An 18,337-nucleotide genomic window follows, 5' to 3' on the forward strand; every position below is an offset into this window, starting at 1 on the left:
TCAGGTGGTGACGAGGACTGATCAGCTCGCGGAGGCGGTGGACGTCGCCGTCAGGCTGGCGAGGAGTTTGAGGCGGTCTTCGTGGGGGGAGCCGGGTTCGGCGGTGTAGATGGTGAGGGAGTGGGCCTCGCGGGTGGAGAGGGGGAGGTCGAGTGGCTGGTAGGTGAGTTCCAGGGGGCCGGCGTCGGGGTGGTGGAAGGTCTTGACGCCACCGTGGTGGATGCGGACGTCGTGGGCGGCCCAGAGGGTGCGGAATTCGGGGCTGAGGGTGGAGAGCTCGCCGATGAGTTCGCGCAGGGCCTTGTCGTGGGGGTAGCGGCCGGCCTCGGCGCGCAGCAGGGCGGCGGTGATGGTGACGGCCTGGTTCCAGTCGGCGACGAAGTCCTTCGCTCCCGGGTCGAGGAAGTAGTAGCGGGGCGCAGTTGGGTCGGCCGTGGTCGTCGGCGGTGTCGCTGGCGAACAGGGGGGAGAGGACGGCACGGGCGAGCGCGTTGGCGGCGACGATGTCGAGGCGGCCGTTGGTGACGAAGGCCGCGGACAGGGTCATGGAGTCGAGCAGCCACTGGACGCGGGGCGGGACGTCGACGGCCTTGCGGCGGCGGGGCGCGCGGGTGGCGGGCCGGGCGGCGCGGGCGAGGTCGAAGAGGTAGGTGCGTTCGTCGTCGTCGAGGTGGAGTGCGCGGGCGACGGCGTCGAGGACGTCTTCGGACACCTCGTTGATGTGGCCTTTCTCCAGACGCGTGTACCACTCGGTGCTGACGCCGGCGAGCACGGCGACTTCCTCCCGCCGCAGGCCGGGGACACGGCGCCGACCGCTGGTGGGAAGGCCGGCCTGGGCCGGGGTGATCCTGGCTCGGCGGGTGGCGAGGAAGTCCCGGATGTCGGAGGCGTTGTCGGGGCGCTTGTCCATGCCTTCCACGGTAGGCGCGCGGCGTGGACAAGGGAGGTGGAGCTTGTACCCCCTATCACCGCGACCTTCCTGACCTGCGCGGATACGGGTTCTCTGGGATGTGCGACCCCGCAGTGACACCCGGACATCCCTTTGGAGCTTCATCATGCAAGGAGCGACCCTCCAGGCCCCCGTCGACGGACGCGTCGGGGAACGGCCACCCGCCTCGCGCCGGCTTCCCGGCGTGGTCTACGTGCTCGCCCTGGGGACGTTCCTGATGGGTACGACCGAGTTCGTGGTGGCGGGTCTGCTGCCGGAGATCGCGGGCGACCTGGGGGTGAGCGTGGCCCGTGCCGGTCTGGCGATCACCGTGTTCGCGCTCGGGATGATCATCGGTGCGCCGCTGATGTCGATGCTGACCCTGCGGCTGCCCACCCGGTGGACCCTGGTGCTGGCCCTGGGCGTCTTCGCCGCGGGACATGTGATCGCCGCTGTCGGTGAGGGCTTCGGGCTGCTGCTGGCAGCGCGGTTCCTGACCGCGCTGGCGACCGGGGCGTTCTGGGCGGTGGCGAACGTCGTCGCCACCAGGGCGGCCGGCCCGGCCGCGAGCTCGCGCGCCGTGGGCGTGGTCGGTTCCGGTGCCATGCTCGCCAACGTCGTCGGCGTACCGCTGGGCGCGTTCGCCGGGCAGCTGATGGGCTGGCGCGGACCCTTCTGGATCATGGCCGCCCTGGCGCTGGCCGCGATGGCGCTGATCGCGCGTTCGGTCCCCGACGAGCCCCGCGGCGGGCAGGCGGTGTCGATCCGCTCGGAACTGTCCGCGCTGCGCTCGGGCCGGCTCTGGCTGGTCCTCGCGGCCTGCGCCACCATGAGCGCCGGCGTGCTGGGCACGTACACCTACATCGCTCCGCTGCTGACCGACCGGGCGGGGATCGCCGCGGGCCTCGTGCCGCTGGTCCTCGTCGGATTCGGTGCCGGCGCCCTGGCCGGCTTCCTCTTCGGCGGCCGAGCCGGCGACGCCCGACCGTACGCGACCACGATCAAGGCCGCGGCGTCCGCCGCGGTGGTCCTGTCGGCGCTCGGCCTGCTGTCCGCCTTCGCCGTCCCGACCATGGTGCTCGTCGTCCTGCTCGGTCTCGCCGGCTTCCTCGGCACTCCGGTCCTGATCGCCCTCGGTGTCCGTTTCGCCGGAAAGGCCCCCACCCTGGGCTCGGCCCTGACCGTGTCGGCGTTCAACCTCGGCACGGCGGCCGGCTCCTGGATCGCCGGCCTCACCCTCGACTCGCCCTTCCGGGCCGCGGGACCGGCCATGGCCGGCGCCGCGATGGCCGCTCTGGCCCTCGTCCCCACGATCACCCTCGCGCTGGTCCAAGGCCGCCGCGGCCGTTCGGCCCTGGGCTAGAGCGGCCGGCGGCGAGACGGCCGCGCGACGGCACCACCCACGACACACACCGAAGCAAGGAGCGCCACCATGCGTGGAGTAATCATGCACACCGCCGGAGACGTCCGGGTCGAGGACCGCGACGACCCGAGGATCATCGAGCCGACCGACGCGGTCATCCGGCTGACCGCGACCTGCGTCTGCGGCTCCGACCTGTGGCCCTACCGTGGCATCGAGCCCGCCGACCGGACCCTCATGGGTCACGAGTACGTCGGCGTCGTCGAGGAGGTCGGATCCGAGGTCAGGACCGTCAAGGCCGGTGACTTCGTCGTCGGGTCGTTCGTCATCTCGGACAACACCTGCGAGATCTGCCGCTCGGGCTACCAGTCCGGCTGCGTGCACCGGCAGTTCGTGGCGGGCACGATCGGGACCCAGGCCGAGAAGGCCCGCATCCCGTACGCGGACGGCACCCTCGTCGCCACCCCCGGGCAGCCGGACGAGGACCTGATCCCCTCGCTGCTGGCCGCCTCCGACGTACTCGGCACCGGCTGGTACGGCGCCGTCGCCGCGGAAGCCGGCCCCGGCAAGACCGTCGCCGTCGTCGGTGACGGCGCCGTCGGCCTGATGGCGGTCCTGGCCGCCAAGCAGCTGGGCGCGGAGCGCGTCATCGCGATGTCCCGCCACCCCGAGCGGCAGAAGCTGGCCCGCTACTACGGCGCCACCGACATCGTCGAGGAACGCGGCGACGCGGGCGTGGCGAAGATCAAGGAGCTCACGGGCGGCCTCGGCGCCCACTCGGTCGTCGAGGCCGTCGGCACCCGCGAATCGACCATGCAGGCCATCGGCGCCACCCGCCCCGGCGGCCACATGGGCTTCGTCGGCGTCAACTACGACGTCCACATCCCCGGCTTCGAGCTGTTCCTCGCCGGCATCCACATGGAAGGCGGGCCCGCCCCCGTCCGCCGCTTCCTGCCCGAACTGATCCGGCTCATCTGGGACCGCGAGATCGACCCCGGCAAGGTCTTCGACCTCGAACTCCCGCTGGAACAGGCCGCCGAGGCCTACAAGGCCATGGACGAGCGCCGCGCCGTCAAGGCCCTCCTGCGCCCCTGAGCTCCACCCGCACCCCCGGGCGGTGAGGTGGGCTGGGCCCCAGGCGGTCCCCGGAAACGAGTCAGGGGCCGTTTCAGATTGCTCTGAAACGGCCCCTGAACTGCGACTCTTTCGAGTCGGGACGACAGGATTTGAACCTGCGACCCCTTGACCCCCAGTCAAGTGCGCTACCAAGCTGCGCCACGTCCCGGTGCTCGTCGCCGTGGGGTTTCCCCTGCGGTGGCGTGCAGGGGAAACATTACCTCACCGGGAGGGGTGGGATGACGCACGGGGGGTCACGGGGTGGCGGGGAGGGGGTGGGCGCCGCAGGTGGCGGCGAGGGCGGTGGCGTGGGCGAGGTCGGTGGGTGAGCCGGTGGCGTGGGCGAGGTCGAGGCGGGCGCGGGCCTCTTCGTAGCGGGAGGGGGAGGCGGCGAGGTGGGTGACGGCCCGGGTGAGGAGGCGGGTGGTCTCGGGTGGGTCGGCGAGGAGGGCGAGGCAGCGGAGGGCTTCGCCGAGGGCGGTGGGGGTGCCGAGGCGTGCGGCGTGGGCGTGGGCCTCGGCGGCGACGCGGGCGGCGCGGTCGGGGTCGGTGGGCGCGAGGGCGCGGGCCAGGTCGAAGGGCCAGGGGGCCCAGACGACGTGGTGCCGGCCGCGGCCGGTGAGGGATTCCGCCGCCGCTTCGAGGGTGTCGACGGCCTCCTCGCGGCGGCCTTCGGCGAGCAGGAGGCGCCCCAGGACGCTCGGCCCGTCGGGTAGCACGATGGCCCCCGGCCAGGGCGGGCCGAAGGCGTAGCGGTCGGCGACGGCACGGGCCTCGGCCGTGCGGCCCCGGGCGAGCAGCGTGTCCACGAGCAGGCAGGCCGTGTCCCAGTGCACGGGGAGGCCGCCGCCGACGCGGTCGGCGAGGCGGAGCCCCTTCTCCAAGTGGTGCTGGGCGCGGGGCAGGTCGCCGCGGCGCCGGTGGACGAGGCCGAGCAGGGTGTGCGCGAAGGCCAGGTGCGCGCCGCTCCAGCCGGAGATCTCGAAGGCCCGGACCGCCTCGCCGAAGAGTGCCTCGCCGCGGTCGGGCCGGTCGGCGAAGACGTAGGCGATCCCGGTGAGCGCGGGCAGCTCGAAGCCCCAGGTCAGGTCGGTCCAGCCCAGGCCTCGGGCCGGTGCGCCGTCGACCAGGGCGCGGTCGCAGAGCCGTACGACCTCGTCGGCGGGCTCGCCCCGCAGCATCGCGTCGAAGCCCCGGACGGCGATGAGGGCCCGTTCGGAGTTGTCGGCGCCGGTGAAGGCCTCGGCCAGCTCGGCGAGCCTCCGTGAGCGGCGCTCGCCGTCGTCCTCGGCGGCCTGGAAGCCCTCGTACATGAAGTGCGCGGCCTGGAGCCGGCGGCGGCCCGTCCCCGGCGGCGTCCGTTCCGCTTCCGCCGCGACGGTCCTGGCGGCCTCCTGGAGCTGGTTGTTGTGGGCGAGTGCCTGGGCGAGCCGGTAGGTGGCGTCGATGCGGAGGGCGTCGTCGAGACCCGGCAGGTCGAGGGCCGAGCGCAGGTGCCGTACGGTCGCCGCGGGTGACGTCAGGAGGGACGCGCAGCCCAGTTCGTACAGGACCCTGGCGTACGTCTCCGGCCGCGGCGGTTCCGCGAGCGCCCGTTCCAGGCAGCGCCGGGCGGCGTCGGGCGCCCCGACGGCCAGGTATTCGCCGGCCGCCTCCCGCAGCCGCCGCACCACGTCCTCGTCCTCGTCCGGATGCACCTCGAGGAGGTGCCGGGAGATCGCCGCGGGGCCGTGCCCCGCCTCGGCGAGCGCCCAGGCGGCCCGGCCGTGCAGGGCGGTGCGTACGGCGGCGGGTACCGATCCGTAGACGGCGGTGGCGATGAGGGGGTGGGCGAACTCCAGGGGGGTGGTGGGCCGGGCCGGGGGTGTGGTGATGCGGGCGAGGTGGAGGCTCGCGGTGTGGTCGGCGACCTCCTGGGGCTTCATTCCGGTGAGGGTGGCCAGGAGGTGGGGGGTGCTGTCCGCGCCGAGGACCGCGACGGCCCAGGCGAGGCGGGTCGGTCCGCTGCCGAGCGCTTCGAGGCGGGCGACGAGGCCGCCGCCCCGGGCTCCGGCGGCGAGGTCGCGGAGGAGGGCGGCCGAGCCGGCGACGGGTGCGAGCATCCGGTCGCGGGCCTTGGCGAGGAGTTCGACCGTCTCGTACGGGTTCCCCGAGGTCACCGTCCACAGTTCGCGGCAGAACGGCTCGTCCGCGTGGCCGCCGAGCGTCTCGCGGGCGAGTGCCGCCGTGGCGTCGGGGGTCAGGGCGTGCAGGCCGAAGGTGAGGACCGCGCGGTCGGCCAGCGCGGCGAGGGTGGCCGCCGCGTCGGGCGCGGCGGGGTGGGGTGCCGGGGGCCGGTGCGCGAGGACGACGAGGACGGGCAGCCGCCGGTCCTGCCCGTCGTGCGTGAAGGCGTCGAGCCATGCCAGCGATTCGGCGTCCGCCCAGTGCGCGTCGTCCACGAGCAGCAGCGGCGGCCGGTCCCCGAGGCGCAGGGCGAGCCGCCCGAGGAGCCCCGCCAGCCCGTCCCGTACGCCCTGCGGGTCCGCCGGCGCGGCCGGGGGCGACGGGGTCGTGGCGATCCCGAGTGCGGGGGCGAGGAGGTCGTAGTGGTCGCCGAGGAGGCCTCGGACGTCCTCGGGCCCGAACCGGTCGAGGGCGGGCTGGAGGAGTTGCCGGGTGAGGTGGAACGGGACCGAGGCGAGGGTCTCGCCGCCCCGTGCGGTCAGTACCGTGCAGCGGTCGCGGGCGCCGCGGTGGATCTCGCCGAGGAGGGTCGTCTTGCCGATGCCCGGCTCGCCCCGGTAGACGAGTATCCCGCCGCGCGCGGGGCCGCCCGCCGCCGCGCCTGCCACGAGGGCGTCGACGGCGTGGGCCGCCGCGGCGAGCTCCGGGTCGCGTTCGAGCAGACCGCCGGAGTCCGCGGGCTCCGTGCAGGGTGTCGCGGGAGTGGGCTGTCCGGCTTCCGGCGGCATCGGTCGATTCACTCCCCCACGCGCGTGTGCGGCCCTCCGCCGCCTTCGCGGACCAGGCCGGTACTGGACCGACGAGCCTAGCGTTCCTGATCGTCCGGGGGGTGACAATGGGCGGGTGAACCGGACAGCGAGTGACGGCGGCAGGGATCGCGACGCGGAGGGGCGCGCCCGGAGCGCGCGCCCGCGCGACGGTCTCGGGCGGCCGCTGCCGTACGGGGCGGAGGGAGTGCCGCGCCAGCCCGAGGGCGTGGTCCGGGAGCCGGCCGAGACGCTGCGCGAGGCGCAGCGGCTGCTCGACGCCGGGATGCCCTTCCACGCGCACGAGGTGTTCGAGGACGCCTGGAAGTCGGGCCCCGAGGCGGAGCGTGACCTGTGGCAGGGCCTCGCGCAGCTCGCCGTGGGCCTCACCCACGCCGCCCGCGGCAACACCGCCGGCGGTGCCCGGCTGCTGCGCCGGGGCGCCGCCCGTCTCGCGGTCGCGACGCCGGCGGCCGGCGCGTACGGGGTCGACGCCGTGGGACTCGTGACCTGGGCGGAGGAGCTGGCGGACCGGGCGGAGGGCGTCGACCCGGTCGCCGAGGCACCTCGGCTGCGCGGCGACGCCGCCTGAGGCGGTCTGGGGTCCCCTACCGTTCGAGCGCGCGCTGGAGCACCGACGTGTGGCTGTACGTCGGGTCCTTCGTGGCCGTGAGGAGGGTGAGGGTCGCGGCGGCGGCGAGGTCTTTGAGGCGGGTGAGGGCGGCGGCCGCGTCGGGGGCGGCGAGTTCGGCTTCGTAGCGGCGGCAGAACTCGTCGTAGGGGGCGTCGGGGCCGTGGTACCAGTGCCGGAGTTCCGTCGACGGGGTGAGGGCTTTCGGCCATTCGTCGATGTGGGCGTCGGTCTTGCGGAGGCCGCGGGGCCAGAGGCGGTCGACGAGGACGCGGATGCCGTCGTCGGGGGACGGCGGGTCGTAGACGCGGCGGACGCGGATGGTGGGGGTGCTGGCGGCCATGGGGACAGGGTGCCGGACGGCGGGCGGGGTCAGGGGGCGACGCGCAGTGCCGGGAGGAGGACGGAGTCGACGAAGGTCCGCATGGTGGAGGCGTCGGCGAAGCGGTCCTCGAAGAGGCGCTCGATGCGGAGCATGCCCATGAAGCAGGGGGCGACGAAGCCGATGGCCGGGTTGCCGGGGGCGACTTCGCCGCGCTCGACAGCGCGGGCGACGACGGCGTCGATGGCGGCGACCTCGGGGGCGATGACGGTCTCGCGGAGGGCGGCCCGCAGGTCGGGGTGCTGGATGAAGGCCTGGGCGACGGCCTCCATGAGTTCGGCGTCCCGTTCGCGGTGGGAGGCGGCGATGCGGGCGGCCTCGCGGAGGTCCTCGGCGAGGGAGCCGGTGTCGATGCCGGCGAAGACGGTGCAGCGCCGCTGGGCGAGCGCGGCGGTGACGAGCTGGGGCTTGGTGCCCCACTGGCGGTAGAGGGTGGCCTTGCCGCACTTGGTGCGGGCCGCGACGCCCTCCATGGTCACGGAGTCGTAGCCGCCCTCGCGCAGGAGGCAGAGCACGGCGTCGTACAGCTCCGTCTCACGCTCGGGCGTGATCTTGCTGCGACGGGCGGCGGCGCTCGCGGCCTGAGTGGACATCGAACCCTCCTGGACACCTCTGTCTCTGCACATACGAGAGTAGGGGGTGCACAATCGAGACGCAAACGTATCGAGACGCTTGCGTCTCGATGAAATCGGATCTAGGCTCACTCCGTTTGTTGGCGATTTGACGGATTAGAGGGCCGCACGATGGCTGCCGGGTTGAGCGGGATACGAGGACCACGTCCTGCGGGCGACGAGAGCCCCGGAGAGTCCGGCAGACCCCCGCTGCTGCGCGAGCTCGTGCTGGTCACCGCGCTCTTCCTCGTCTACAAGTTCGGCCGGCTCTTCGCGAACGGCCACGAGGGCCGCGCCTTCCGCAACGCCGACCGCGTCTGGGACGCCGAGCGGGCGCTCCACCTGCCGGGTGAGGAGACGATCCAGCAGCTGCTGCTGCACGGCGAGCCGCTGATCAAGGCCGCCAACACCTACTACGCGGCCGTGCACTTCCCGGCCACGATCGCCTTCCTCGTCTGGCTGTACTGGCGCCGCCCCGCGCACTACCTGTGGTCGCGCCGCGTCCTCGCCCTCGTCACCGGCGCCGCCCTCGCCCTGCACCTGCTCCTACCGCTGGCCCCGCCGCGGATGCTCGCCGCGTCCGGCCTCGTCGACACCGCCCGGGTGTACGGGCCCTCCGTGTACGGCGCGACGCCGGAGACCGACTCGATGGCGAACCAGTTCGCGGCCATGCCGTCGCTGCACTTCGGCTGGGCACTGATGGTCGCCATCGGGCTCATCGCCGCCACCCGCTCGCGCTGGCGGGTGCTGTGGCTGCTGCACCCGCTGCTCACGCTGCTCGTCATCGTGGGGACCGCCAACCACTACTGGTTCGACGCGCTCGCCGCGGCCGTACTCCTGAGCCTCGCGCTGCTCGCCGTACGCGCCCCCGGCCATCGCGGTACCGCGCCGCCGCCGGTGGGCCGCGCGCTCGGCACCTCCGCGCTCCCGGCGGGAGCCCTCCGATGAGCCCCGCCACCGGCACCGTGCTCGCGGTGCTGCTCTCCCTCGTCTCCGCCGCCGGGTACGCCCTCGCGGCCGTCGCCCAGTCCCGGCTCGCCGCCGCGTCCCCCGCCGCCGACGACGGGCGGGGCGCGCTCCGCGCCCTGCTCGCGCGCGGGCAGTGGTGGTGGGCGGTCGGCCTCAACGCCGCCGGCGCGCTCGCCCACGTCGCCGCCCTGCACTACGGGCCGCTGACCCTGGTCCAGCCGCTCGGGGCGCTCACCCTGGTGGCGGCGCTGCCGATGGGCGCGTACCTCGCGCACCGGCGGGTCACCCGCACCGAGTGGCGGGGCGCCCTGTGGACGCTCGGCGGCCTGGTCGGACTGGTCGCCGTGACCGGCCCGACGGCGCCCGGCGAGGCGCTCAGCCTGCGCGAGTCCCTGGTCGTCGCCGCCGCGACGGCGCTCCTGATAGCCGCGCTGGCCTCCGGCCGCCTGTCCGGGCGCGGCGGCCCGGCGGCCAAGGGGCGGGGCGGGCGCGGTCTCGGGCACGCCACGGCCTCCGGGATAGCGTCCGGGGTCGCCTCCGCGCTCACCCAGACCCTGACGGCCGCGTTCGCGCTCGAACTCCCCGGCACCGAACCCACCTGGTGGCAGACGGCCCTGCTCGCGGTCCTCATCTCCGGCTTCGCGACCGGCGGCCTGCTCCTGTCGCAGGCCGCCTACCGAGGCGGGCTCGCCGCACCGCTGGCCGTCGTCAACCTCTCCAACCCGGCCGCCGCCGCGGTCATCGGCGTCGCCCTGCTCGGCGAGACCTTCCGCGCGGGCGCGTGGGGCTGGCTGATCGCGGGCGCCGCCTCGCTCGTCGCGGCGCGGGGCGTGGTGCTGCTAACGAAGGGCGGGGCGGAGGCCACGCCGGTTCCGGCCCAGGCCGTCGGCGCCGCGCCCCGGGTCACGGCCCAGGCCGCCGGCGCCACCTCCCGGGCCGCGGGCGCGCCCGACGCGACCGCCATGCTCGACGCGATCCCTGCACCCGTACGCGGCTCCGCGACCGTGCCCGCCTCCGTACCCACGGCCGAGCCCGTTCCCGCACGGCTGGCGGGCTGATACGGAGGGCGAGGCTCCCTTTCGTCACCTTGACGACAATGACCGGAACCCCCTATCGTCAATGTGACGACAAGGGGGTTCCATGGCTGACATCACCCGGCGGGCCGGCTGGCGCCATCTGCGCTCCGCGCCCACCGCGCACATCCGCCACCAGCGCCGGGGAAAGCTCGTCCACGACGGCGAGGGGCTGAGCTTCTGGTTCCGGCCGCTGAGCGCCGCCCTGTCCGAGGTGCCGGTGAACGACCGGGAGCTCGCGATGGCGTTCCACGCCCGTACCGCGGACTTCCAGGACGTCAGCGTGCAGTCCACGGTCACGTACCGGATCGGCGACCCGGGGACCGCGGCGGCGCGGCTCGACTTCTCGATCGACCCCGACACGGGCGCCTGGAGGGGTACGCCGCTTGAGCAGATCGCCACGCTGCTCACCGAGACCGCCCAGCAGCACGCCCTCGACGTCCTGGCCCGCACCACGCTCGCGGCGGCGCTCGTCGACGGCGTGGCGGCGGTACGGGACCGCATCACGGCCGGACTCGCCGCCGAACCGCGCCTGCCCGCCACCGGCATCGAGGTGGTCGCGGTCCGGGTGGTGGCGATCCGCCCCGAACCGGAGGTCGAGCGCGCCCTGCGCACCCCCGCCCGCGAGCAGATCCAGCAGGAGGCCGACCGCGCCACCTACGAGCGCCGGGCGGTCGCCGTCGAGCGCGAACGGGCCATCGCCGAGAACGAGCTGGCCAGCAAGATCGAGCTCGCCCGCCAGGAGGAACGGCTCGTCGAGCAGCGCGGCACCAACGCGCGCCGCGAGGCCGAGGAGAACGCGGCCGCCGACGCCGTACGGGCCGAGGCCGAAGCGCTGCGGAAGGTCCGGCTCGCGCGCGCCGAGGCCGAGGCGGCGCGCGAGGTCGGCGAGGCGCGCGCCGGGGCGCAGTCCGCCTGGCTGCGGGCGCACTCGGACGCCACCCCCGCCACCCTGCACGCCCTCGCCGCGCACCGGGCCGCCGAGAACCTCCCCCGGATCGAGCACCTCACGCTCTCCCCCGACGTCCTGACCGGGCTGCTCGCCAAGCTGGGCGAAGGCGGGGGCCGGTCGTGAGTCTCGCGCCGCGCGCGGTGCTCGTGCACCGGACCACGGAGTACGAGGAGCTGCTCGCCCGGCACGGGACGCACGGCCAGGCCGCGTTCTTCCTCGCCGCGCGCGGCCGCTCGGTCGAGGACGTGCGGGAACGGCACGAGCGGGCCCGGCGGGCGCTCGCCGAGGTGGCGGGCGCGGTCCCGCTGACGTGGCGGCAGACCCGGGTGGAGCGGGCCGATCTGGACCGGTTCCTCTTCGGGCCCGAGGACGTGGTCGTCGTGGTCGGCCAGGACGGTCTGGTCGCCAACGCGGCGAAGTACCTGACCGGGCAGCCCGTCGTCGGCGTCGACGCCGACCCCGGGCGCAATCCGGGCGTCCTCGTGCGGCACCGCGCCGGGCAGGCGCGCCGGCTCCTTCCGTACGCGGCGGGGGCCGGCGCGGCCGTCGACGAGCTGACGATGGTCGAGGCCGTCACCGACGACGCGCAACGCCTGCTCGCGCTCAACGAGATCTACGTCGGCCCGCGCGGCCACCAGACCGCCCGCTACACCCTCGGGCTCGACGGCACCGACGCCCCGCCGGAGCCCCAGGCCTCCTCGGGCGTCCTGGTCGGCACCGGCACCGGGGCCACCGGCTGGCTGCGGTCCCTGTGGGAACAGCGCTCCAGCGCGCTGACGCTGCCCTCGCCCTCCGACGCGCGGCTCGCCTGGTTCGTCCGGGAGGCCTGGCCGTCGCCGACGACCGGCACGACCCGCGTCGAAGGCCTGCTCGCCGCCGGCGAGGGCCTCCGCCTCACCGTCGAGTCCGACCGCCTCGTCGCCTTCGGCGACGGCGTCGAGTCCGACGCCCTCGAACTCACCTGGGGCCAGACCGTCCGTCTGACCGTCGCCGCCGCCCGCCTGCGCCTGGTGGGCTGACGCCGGGGAGTCCCGGCCGAAATCGATCGGCGTCGCTCGGGGGTGGCCTCCACCGGCGCTATGCTCGGCGCGCTTTGTGCCGTTTCCGTCCGTCCGATCCGCTCTCGGCCGCCGAAGGAATCCCATGACCTCCGCATCGTCCGGTCCGCTGTCCGTCGCCGTCGCCACGCAGCGGGACTGGGAGCTGGTGCGTTCCTGGGCGGCGGCGGAGGGATGGAATCCGGGGCTCGCGGACGCGCGGGCGTTCTTCGCGCAGGACCCCGGGGGTTTCTTCCTGGGGAGGGTCGACGGGGAGCCGGTGTCGGCCATTTCGGTGGTGAATTACGACGAGTCGTACGCGTTCCTCGGCTTTTATCTCGTACGACCCGAATTCCGGGGCCTCGGGCACGGTCTGACCACGTGGCGGGCGGCGCTCGCGCACGCGGGCGGCCGGGCGGTGGGGCTCGACGGGGTGCCGGCGCAGCAGGACAACTACCGGCGTTCGGGGTTCGTGACGGCGTACCGCACGGCGCGGTACGTGGGCGAGGTGCCGGTGCCTGACGGGCCGGTGGCCGGGGTGGTGGACGCCGGGCTGGTGGATCCGGCCGCGCTCGCCGCGTACGACGCCGGGTGCCATCACGCGGACCGGCCGCGTTTCCTCTCGGCGTGGCTGGCGACGCCCGGTCACCGCGCGCTGGTGCGGGTCGTCGACGGGCGTCCGGCCGGGTACGGGGTGATCCGCCCGGCGCAGGACGAGGCGCGGGTGGGGCCGCTGTTCGCGGACACCCCGGAGGACGCGGCCGCGCTGCTCGACGCCCTCGCGGCCGCCGCGCGGGAGTTCGGCTCCGACCGGATCGCGGTCGACATGCCGGAGGCGAACCCGGCCGCGGCCCGGATCGCCGTGGAGCGCGGTCTCCAGCCGACGTTCGAGACCGCCCGGATGTACACGGGTCCGGTCCGCCCGGTCGCGGCGCGGCGCGTCTTCGGCGTCACGACCCTCGAACTGGGCTGAGGCACAACTCGCCCCGTAACAGGGCATAACCGCGCAGGCGGGAAGTCCCGTACCGGCACATAACCCAGCAGGCGCGAAGCTCCGGCCCTCTCCCCTCGCCGCACCCCCGCGGCCCTGTGAGGGGTGACAAGGGTTTTCCCCGTATCGGGTTCACCCCCCCGTTCCCTACTGTCCTCCGCACCGGCAGATATCATCCCCCCAGCGCACCCTGACAGGTGCATGCGGAGGGTGATGTCCGCCGGCGACGGCCTTGACCCGGGCCGTCGCGCCGGTGGCGGCGCACGGGCCCCCCAAGCCCAGGGAACCTCGGACGCGACCCCACTTCGCCCCTTGTGACCCGCGCCGCCGCCACTGCTCCGCAGTTACGTCGTACTCGAAAGGGCCACACCTTGAACGGTTCCAGGCGGAGAGTCATATCCGTGGTCGCGAGCGCCGCGATCCTCGGCGCCGCTGCCACGACCGGGGCGATCGCCGCCGCCCCGAGCGCTGCCACCCCGAAGCCGGCCCCGGCTTCGCAGACGATGCGTGCGCTGCCCAGCGCCCCCGTCGAGAAGGTCATCGTGACCTACAAGAACCAGGCCGCCGAGGCCGGTTCCAACACCGCCGCGAAGAGCGACACGGCCGAGAAGGCCGCGAAGACGGGCGAGAAGCTCTCCTTCGAGCGCCGCCTCGCCGGCGGCGCCGCCCTGGTCGACCTGGGCGGCAGCGCCACCAAGCAGGACGTGAACGAGGTCATCGCCGCGTTCCGCGCGGACCCGTCCGTCGCTTCGGTCGAGCCCGACATCCGCGCGTACGCGATGGCGGTCACCCCGGACGACACCGACTACGCCAAGCAGTGGGACCTCTTCGAGGCCACCGGTGGCATGAACGTTCCTGCGGCCTGGGACAAGACGACCGGCACCGGCGTCACCGTCGCCGTGATCGACACCGGCTACGCGGCCCACACCGACCTGGCGTCCAACATCGTCGCCGGTTACGACTTCATCTCCACCTCCGCCGACGCCCGCGACGGCAACGGCCGTGACGCGGACCCGAAGGACGAGGGCGACTGGAACGCCACCGCCGGCGAGTGCGGCACCGGCTCCACCGCCTCCAACTCCTCCTGGCACGGCACCCACGTGGCCGGCACCATCGCCGCGACCACGAACAACACCAAGGGCATCGCGGGCATCGCGTACAACGCGAAGATCCAGCCCGTGCGGGTGCTCGGCAAGTGCGGCGGCTCGTCCTCCGACATCGCCGACGCCATCACCTGGGCCTCCGGCGGCTCCGTGCCGGGCGTCCCGGCCAACGCGAACCCCGCGAAGGTCATCAACCTGAGCCTGGGCGGCGCCAGCGCCTCCTGCCCGAGCGTCTACCAGACCGCCATCAACGGCGCCGTCTCGCGCGGTACCACCGTCGTCGTCGCCGCGGGCAACAGCAACGCGAACGCCTCCGGCTTCACTCCCGCGAACTGCTCGAACGTCATCACCGTGGCGTCGACCAGCCGCGAGGGCAACCGGTCGTACTACTCGAACTTCGGCACCATCGTGGACGTGGCCGCGCCCGGCGGCGAGACCCGCCGCTCCACCGACACGCCCGGCACCGTCACCACCCCCGAGAACGGCATCTACTCCACGCTGAACTCGGGCACGACGATCCAGTCGGCCGAGAACTACAAGCCCTACCAGGGCACCTCGATGGCGGCGCCGCACATCGCCGGCCTGGCCGCGCTCCTGAAGTCGGCCAAGAGCACGCTCACCCCGGCCGAGATCGAGTCCGCGATCAAGACCAACGCCCGCCCGCTGCCCGGCACCTGCTCCGGCGGCTGCGGCACCGGCATCGCCGACTCCGCGAAGTCCGTGGACGCCGTCCTCGGCACCACCCCGCCGAGCGGCAACGTCTTCACCAACGCGACCGACGTCACGATCGCCGACAACACCACCGTGTCGTCCTCGATCGCCGTCACCGGCCGCACCGGCAACGCCCCCGCCACCCTCAAGGTCGGCGTGGACATCAAGCACACCTGGCGCGGGGACCTGGTCATCGACCTGATCGCCCCCGACGGCACGGTGCGCAACCTGAAGGCGTCCTCCTCCTCGGACAGCGCCGACAACGTCCTGACCACGTACACGGTCGACGCGTCGAGCGAGGTCGCGAACGGCACCTGGAAGCTCCAGGTCCGCGATGTGGCCTCGGGTGACACCGGCTACATCGACTCGTGGAGCCTCACCTTCTGATCCACCGGTGACACCTCACTGAACCACCCCCCACATCAGCATCCTTGCTGGTCAGCGACGCGCTCGTGGTATAGACCACGAGCGCGTTCTGGCATGCGGCGGGCACGCTCCGCCACCGCCCCCTGTCCGTATGCCGGACACGGGGCCTGGACTCCTCCGGTGGGCTCCGTATTCTCTGCGCACGGGGCTCATGGGCCGGGACCCGAGGGCCGGAGGTGGTGAACAGTGACGACAGCACCGCACCGCGCTGCTCCGGTGGGCCGCGAGGAACTCCTCACCCGCCTCGAACGCGCCCTGCACGCACGGGGCCGCGCCCTGCTCACCGGACCCGCCGGCGTCGGCAAGACCGAACTCGCCCTCGCCGAGGCGGCCCGCGCCGAGGCGCGCGGCGAGACGGTGCTGTGGCTGGCACCGCTCCCCTCCGACCGGGACATACCCGGCGCCGCCGCGGCCGCGCTCGTCGCCTCCGTCGCGGCGACGGTGACCGCCGCCGTGCCCGCGCAGACGGCACCCGACCCCGGCATCCTCGCCTCCGGCGTCTTCGACGAACTGCCGGGACCCCAGCGCACCGCCGTCGCCATGCTCTGCCGCGAGGCGCCGATCGACGCGGGCGGCTGGGACCCCATCGCCCTGCGCCTCGGCATCGCCCGCATCCTGCGCGCCCTGACCACCCGCGGGCCCGTCCTGCTCGTCGTCGACGGGGTCCAGCACGTCGACGCGGACAGCGCGGACCTGCTGCGGTTCGCGCTCCATCTCGCGCCGCCCGCGCTCCGCGTGGTCACCGTCGAGACCCCCGAGCCGTACGGCGAGACCTACGAGCCCTACCGCGAGCCGCACCGGACGGACGACCCGCACGCCACGCACCTGTGGGTGCCGTCCGAGGCCGACGTGCTGCTCGTCCCGCCGCTGGCCGCGGACGAGATCGCCGAACTGCTCATCCACCACCGGCTGCCCTCCCGGATGGCCGGCCGCATCCACCGGGCGAGCGGCGGCAATCCGCGGCTCGCGCTCGCCGTGGGGCGCTCCCTCGCCGACGCGCGGACGCCACTGCACCACGCGGAGGCGCTGACCCTCTCCGGCCGCGCCCGCGACCTCGCCCGCCAGCTCCTCGGCGCCGCGCCCGCCGCCGTACGCGAGACGCTGCTGCTCGCCGCGCTCGCGCTGCGCCCTTCGGCGACCCTGGTGCGCCGGGCCGGGCGGCCCAACGCGGAGGCGGACCTCGCCGCGGCCGAGCGGGCCGGCCTGGTGTCGCTCGCCGAGGACGGTTCGGTGACCTTTACCGCCGGACTGCTGCCGTCCACGCTGGTGCACGACGCCTGCTGGGCGGAGCGGAGCGCCGGGCACGCGGCCCTCGCCGGAGTGGTGGACGACCCCGTGGAGGCGGTACGCCACCGGGCGCTGGCCACCGACTCCCCCGACGAGGAGCTCGCCGCCGAGGTCGCGGCCGCCGCCGATCTGGCCCGACGGCGCGGGAACAGCGCACTCGCCGCCGAACTCGCCCTGCTCGCCGCCGAGTCGACGCCGGGACGGCACGGCGGGCGCCGGCTCACGCGGCTCGTCGAGGCCGCCGAGGAGGCCGCCCGCGCCGCCCGCGCCGACCTCGCGATGCGGGCCGCCACCGATCTGCTCGCCCGCGACGCCGTGCCCGCCGACCGGGTGCGCGCGCGGCTCGCCGTGCTCGACACGGCCGGCCAGGGACTCACCGGGCTCGACGAGATGTACGTCCACGCCATGGAGGACTCCGAGGGGAACACCGCGCTGCGGGCCGCCGTACAGCTGCGGCTCGCCGTCAAGTACGTGCTGGCGGACGGCGATCCGGAACGCTCCCGGGCGGCGGCGGTCGAATCGGCCGCGCTCGCCGCCTCGATGGGCGACCCGCGCACGGCGGCGCAGGCGCTGACCGTGCAGGCGCGCATGGAGCGGGCCCTCGGCTCGCCGGACGCGGAGACCGTGCTCGCCCAGGCCCGCGCCCTGGAGCTGGCGGAACGCCCGCTGGGAATCCGCAACGCCGCCCAGATCCTGACGATCCGTCACGCCCTGTTCGACGGGCGGCTCACGGAGGCCCGCGACGAACTGGGCGCGCTGCTCCCGCTGGTGCAGCGGCGCGGCTCCGTCGAGGACGCCATCGAACTGCTCAGCACGCTCGCCGAGATCGAGTCGCGGATCGGGCCCTGCGGCGCCGCCCTCGCCCATGCCGGACAGTCCCTCGCGCTCACCCTGGAAGCGGGCCTCTCCCCCGGTCCCGCCTGGTACGCGCTGGCGCTCGCGGAGACCGCGGGCGGCAGTTTCGCGCGGGCGGCGAGCTACGCGCGGCGCAGCGTGCAGGCCTCGGAGGAGGAGGGCGACCGGGTCTTCCTGTCCCGCAGCCGGTACGCGCTCGGGCGGGTGCAGCTGATCAACGGGGACGTGGCCGCCGCCCTGGAGACGCTGCGCCGGGTCCAGGCCGACGAGCGCGCGCAGTCGACCGTGGACCCCTCGATGCTGCGCTGGCACGAGGAGCTGGCCGAGGCGCTGCTGGCCCAGGACGCGGCCGACGAGGCGCTGGCGGTGCTCTCCGAGGTGCGGCCGGTGGCGGAGCGTCTCGGCCGCTCCACGGTCCTGCTCGGCTGCGACCGGGCGTACGCGCTGTGGCTCGCGGCGGAGGGGCGTACGGACGAGGCGGCGGAGCTGCTCACCCGCACGGCCGACCGGTTCGGGCGGGCGGGGCTGCCGCTGGAGCGGGGCCGGGCGCTGATCGCGCTGGCCCGGGTGGAGCGGCGCAGACGGCGCAGGTCGGCGGCGCAGAGCGCGCTGCACGAGGCCGCGGCGGTCTTCGAGCGGGCCGGTGCGGCGCCGTGGCTTGCGCTCGCGGGCGAGACGCCGGCGGTGGGGGCGGGCGACGGGCCCGGGTCCGGTTCCGGCTCCGAGGAGGCGCTGCCGGCGCTCTCCTCGCTGACGGAGGGTGAGCTGCGGCTCGCGCGGCTCGTCTGCCAGGGCGCCAGCAACCAGGAGGCGGCGGCCAAGCTGTACCTCAGCGTGAAGACGGTCGAGGCGCGGCTGACCCGGATCTACCAGAAGCTCGACGTCCGCTCCCGCGCGCAGCTGGCGACGGCGCTCCGGCCGTAGGGGGTGTCG

13 protein-coding genes, 1 tRNA gene and 1 pseudogene are annotated in these 18,337 nt (G+C 74.7%); 10 read left to right on the forward strand and 5 right to left on the reverse strand.

The genetic code is table 11. From position 1 onward, the window contains the following. Nucleotides 1-21 precede the first annotated feature (21 nt). Nucleotides 22-910 (reverse strand): annotated as a pseudogene (locus ACZ7G1_RS29250) (helix-turn-helix transcriptional regulator). 145 nt (nt 911-1,055) lie between these two features. On the opposite strand from ACZ7G1_RS29250, the gene ACZ7G1_RS29255 reads away from it, so the two are divergent. Together ACZ7G1_RS29255 and ACZ7G1_RS29260 are read left to right on the forward strand one after the other, a co-directional pair. Further along, nucleotides 1,056-2,291: an MFS transporter gene (locus tag ACZ7G1_RS29255; RefSeq protein ID WP_470871892.1), complete on the forward strand. Its 1,236-nt coding sequence runs from the start codon at nt 1,056-1,058 to the stop codon at nt 2,289-2,291. 69 nt (nt 2,292-2,360) lie between these two features. After that, nucleotides 2,361-3,383, forward strand: a complete 1,023-nt coding sequence (locus ACZ7G1_RS29260) for a zinc-dependent alcohol dehydrogenase family protein (RefSeq protein WP_470871894.1) — start codon at nt 2,361-2,363, stop codon at nt 3,381-3,383. A gap of 116 nt (nt 3,384-3,499) precedes the next feature. On the opposite strand, the gene ACZ7G1_RS29265 is transcribed toward ACZ7G1_RS29260, so the two are convergent. Beyond that, a tRNA-Pro gene (locus ACZ7G1_RS29265) sits at nt 3,500-3,573 on the reverse strand. Nucleotides 3,574-3,658: 85 nt separating this feature from the next. After that, nucleotides 3,659-6,358 carry an ATP-binding protein gene (locus tag ACZ7G1_RS29270; RefSeq protein ID WP_470871896.1) on the reverse strand — a complete coding sequence of 900 codons (2,700 nt, stop codon included), beginning with the start codon at nt 6,356-6,358 and terminating at the stop codon, nt 3,659-3,661. A 115-nt stretch (nt 6,359-6,473) separates the two neighbouring features. On the opposite strand from ACZ7G1_RS29270, the gene ACZ7G1_RS29275 reads away from it, so the two are divergent. Beyond that, nucleotides 6,474-6,968 carry a DUF309 domain-containing protein gene (locus ACZ7G1_RS29275; protein WP_470871898.1) on the forward strand — a complete coding sequence of 165 codons (495 nt, stop codon included), beginning with the start codon at nt 6,474-6,476 and terminating at the stop codon, nt 6,966-6,968. A 16-nt stretch (nt 6,969-6,984) separates the two neighbouring features. Here the strand turns inward: ACZ7G1_RS29275 and ACZ7G1_RS29280 are convergent, their stop codons facing one another. Together ACZ7G1_RS29280 and ACZ7G1_RS29285 are read right to left on the reverse strand one after the other, a co-directional pair. Further along, a complete protein-coding gene (locus tag ACZ7G1_RS29280) occupies nt 6,985-7,350 on the reverse strand; it encodes a DUF488 domain-containing protein (RefSeq protein ID WP_470871900.1) in 366 nt (121 codons plus the stop codon). Between the two features lie 29 nt (nt 7,351-7,379). Further along, nucleotides 7,380-7,982, reverse strand: a complete 603-nt coding sequence (locus ACZ7G1_RS29285) for a TetR/AcrR family transcriptional regulator (protein WP_470871902.1) — start codon at nt 7,980-7,982, stop codon at nt 7,380-7,382. Nucleotides 7,983-8,132: 150 nt separating this feature from the next. Between ACZ7G1_RS29285 and ACZ7G1_RS29290 the strand changes: the two genes are divergently transcribed. The 7 genes from ACZ7G1_RS29290 (at nt 8,133) to ACZ7G1_RS29320 (ending at nt 18,328) form a co-directional block, all read left to right on the forward strand. Beyond that, nucleotides 8,133-8,948: a phosphatase PAP2 family protein gene (locus tag ACZ7G1_RS29290; RefSeq protein WP_470871904.1), complete on the forward strand. Its 816-nt coding sequence runs from the start codon at nt 8,133-8,135 to the stop codon at nt 8,946-8,948. Continuing rightward, on the forward strand, nt 8,945-10,027 hold the full coding sequence (locus ACZ7G1_RS29295) for a DMT family transporter (RefSeq protein WP_470871906.1): 1,083 nt from the start codon (nt 8,945-8,947) through the stop codon (nt 10,025-10,027). The genes ACZ7G1_RS29290 and ACZ7G1_RS29295 overlap by 4 nt, the downstream gene beginning before the upstream one ends. An 82-nt stretch (nt 10,028-10,109) precedes the next feature. Continuing rightward, nucleotides 10,110-11,117 carry an SPFH domain-containing protein gene (locus ACZ7G1_RS29300; protein WP_470871908.1) on the forward strand — a complete coding sequence of 336 codons (1,008 nt, stop codon included), beginning with the start codon at nt 10,110-10,112 and terminating at the stop codon, nt 11,115-11,117. Beyond that, entirely contained in the window at nt 11,114-12,013 is a 900-nt protein-coding gene (locus tag ACZ7G1_RS29305) for a hypothetical protein (RefSeq protein WP_470871910.1), read from the forward strand. The genes ACZ7G1_RS29300 and ACZ7G1_RS29305 overlap by 4 nt, the downstream gene beginning before the upstream one ends. A 124-nt stretch (nt 12,014-12,137) precedes the next feature. Then, nucleotides 12,138-13,004: a GNAT family N-acetyltransferase gene (locus ACZ7G1_RS29310; RefSeq protein WP_470871912.1), complete on the forward strand. Its 867-nt coding sequence runs from the start codon at nt 12,138-12,140 to the stop codon at nt 13,002-13,004. A 419-nt stretch (nt 13,005-13,423) separates the two neighbouring features. Then, entirely contained in the window at nt 13,424-15,223 is a 1,800-nt protein-coding gene (locus ACZ7G1_RS29315) for a S8 family serine peptidase (RefSeq protein WP_470871914.1), read from the forward strand. Nucleotides 15,224-15,448: 225 nt separating this feature from the next. After that, nucleotides 15,449-18,328, forward strand: a complete 2,880-nt coding sequence (locus tag ACZ7G1_RS29320) for an AAA family ATPase (protein WP_470871915.1) — start codon at nt 15,449-15,451, stop codon at nt 18,326-18,328. Nucleotides 18,329-18,337 lie beyond the last annotated feature (9 nt).

The organism is Streptomyces sp. NPDC037273, assembly GCF_055603625.1.

Coding starts and splice junctions, on each gene's coding strand:
- ACZ7G1_RS29310 (WP_470871912.1), top strand. CDS start 12,138: ATGACCTCCGCATCGTCCGGTCCGCTGTCCGTCGCCGTCGCCACGCAG.
- ACZ7G1_RS29280 (WP_470871900.1), bottom strand. CDS start 7,350: ATGGCCGCCAGCACCCCCACCATCCGCGTCCGCCGCGTCTACGACCCG.
- ACZ7G1_RS29270 (WP_470871896.1), bottom strand. CDS start 6,358: ATGCCGCCGGAAGCCGGACAGCCCACTCCCGCGACACCCTGCACGGAG.
- ACZ7G1_RS29285 (WP_470871902.1), bottom strand. CDS start 7,982: ATGTCCACTCAGGCCGCGAGCGCCGCCGCCCGTCGCAGCAAGATCACG.
- ACZ7G1_RS29295 (WP_470871906.1), top strand. CDS start 8,945: ATGAGCCCCGCCACCGGCACCGTGCTCGCGGTGCTGCTCTCCCTCGTC.
- ACZ7G1_RS29260 (WP_470871894.1), top strand. CDS start 2,361: ATGCGTGGAGTAATCATGCACACCGCCGGAGACGTCCGGGTCGAGGAC.
- ACZ7G1_RS29300 (WP_470871908.1), top strand. CDS start 10,110: ATGGCTGACATCACCCGGCGGGCCGGCTGGCGCCATCTGCGCTCCGCG.
- ACZ7G1_RS29290 (WP_470871904.1), top strand. CDS start 8,133: ATGGCTGCCGGGTTGAGCGGGATACGAGGACCACGTCCTGCGGGCGAC.
- ACZ7G1_RS29255 (WP_470871892.1), top strand. CDS start 1,056: ATGCAAGGAGCGACCCTCCAGGCCCCCGTCGACGGACGCGTCGGGGAA.